Annotated in this window: 2 protein-coding genes; one reads left to right on the top strand and one right to left on the bottom strand. The window is 40.6% G+C overall.

Translation table 11 applies throughout. The features are described from left to right. Positions 1-142: 142 nt before the first annotated feature. The gene (locus R7070_RS24765; RefSeq protein ID WP_025502364.1) at positions 143-1,033 is read right to left on the bottom strand and encodes a LysR family transcriptional regulator; all 891 of its coding nucleotides are present in this window, start codon (positions 1,031-1,033) and stop codon (positions 143-145) included. Between the two features lie 399 nt (positions 1,034-1,432). On the opposite strand from R7070_RS24765, the gene R7070_RS24760 reads away from it, so the two are divergent. After that, positions 1,433-1,666 (top strand): outer membrane beta-barrel protein (locus tag R7070_RS24760; protein WP_318141346.1); only part of this gene is annotated, 234 nt, incomplete at its 3' end.

The raw sequence follows: 1,666 nt of genomic DNA, 5'->3' as shown, positions 1-1,666 counted from the left end.
TGTCCATATCCTACTATCCATTTATCCTTTTTAAATAGTATGGATGAGAATGCCATAAATTTAACCATACTTACATTTGAGGCGCGGTAGGTGATAGGCTCTGCACAATCTTCATATTTATACTGGTTTCATATCGGTAGCTTTATGTATGATGGGTAAGTTTGTCTTTTAACCAGTCATGAAAAAGTGCCACTTTTCTTGAAGTTAACCGGAAGTTTGGGATCACCACATAATAGCCATAGCCGCTGTGAAGCTTTAGATTCCCAATATGTTGGATGTCACCACGCAAAATAGAAAATTGCGCCATAAAATCGGGCAGCAAAGCCAAGCCCTTCTCCATTCTCACGGCTTCACACGCCAAATAAAAATGCTCAAACCCGACGGAGTGATAGGTGATTGGGCACTCTAAATCGTTCTCCTGTTTGAACTGCTCCCACAGCTGCGGGCGAGTCGTTTGCGGAATAAATGGGTAATGGCTAATGGCTTGGTTGTCTGACAGCTCTGGTAGGTTGGTGTTGCCAATCAGCAACAAGGTTTCCTCACATAAGAGCTGGCTATATTCATAATGAGTCGAAAGAGGCAAACACCGCACATGCAGATCACTTTCGCCATGAATGTTTTTAACTGCGCCATCTCCGGTAAGAATTTTCACGCGAATATTTGGATGGCGCTGGTGGAAATCATCGATATTTGGCACCAGCCAAAGACTGGCAAACGAGGGTGTGACATCGACAACCAACAGCTCTTGATCAGTATTGGTCTGAATTAGGCTGGCGGTTGCATGCTGAATGAGCTCCAGAGCTTCTGTTATTTGGGGTAAATAGCGCTTTCCTTCCTCTGTTAGCTCCACGCCGTTTAACCCTCGATGAATGAGAGGAAGCCCAACGAGTTGCTCTAAAGATGCCATCTGTTTACTGACCGCTCCTTGTGTTACGCACAGGTCATCGGCGGCTTTAGAAAAGCTGAGATAGTTAGCCACAGCAACAAAAGTCCTCAATGCACGAATGGAAGGGTATTCACTGCCTTTTATCATTCTTTCAATTCCATTGAATTTGCTTAGGCACAGAGTAGAGGATTTGTGCTTTTAAGCAAAGCAAGGCACGACGGATGTGTGATTGGCTTCCTTTCTAGTAAACACGCAATGCGATATTTCAATGACTATTTAACAACTCAAGAATATTCACGCTGTGTATTTTTATTTTGAAAAAACTACAAATTAGCGAGAAGCTTTTTCACTAGTTATATTTATCCTAAATTTATATTGTTTGTGTAAGGTAAATAAATAGCCTGTATTTTGTTTTTTGTACGAGTGTTTTTAGCTAATTGTCAGAATCTTATTAAATTAAAATAGCTTTTCATGAATTTAATATTGGCATTGCTTTTGCAATTTATGATTGGAATTTTCGATAATCAGTTAATTTAGGAGAACGAAATGAAAAGCAATGTTGTTACTCTGGTTGGTCTATTTTCTCTAGCAACGTTTAGTACTTTATCTTACGCAGCGGACTCCAAAGATCATGGCGTTTATGTAGGTGCGAACTACGGTTATTTAAAAGTTGATGGACAAGATGATTTCGATGACAACAGCGATGCAATGCAAGCATTGGTAGGGTATCGCTTTAACCGTTACTTAGCGTTGGAAGGTGGTTACATTGATTTCGGTAGC

The organism is Vibrio sp. 1557 (assembly GCF_033340175.1).
GTDB lineage: Bacteria > Pseudomonadota > Gammaproteobacteria > Enterobacterales > Vibrionaceae > Vibrio > Vibrio alginolyticus.
The sequence above is the reverse complement of the archived record's forward strand: the minus strand, read 5'-3'. Positions and strand labels throughout refer to the sequence as shown.

Bases quoted from the DNA above. Each gene is read 5' to 3' on its own strand.
- R7070_RS24765 (WP_025502364.1), bottom strand. From the start codon at position 1,033: ATGATAAAAGGCAGTGAATACCCTTCCATTCGTGCATTGAGGACTTTT.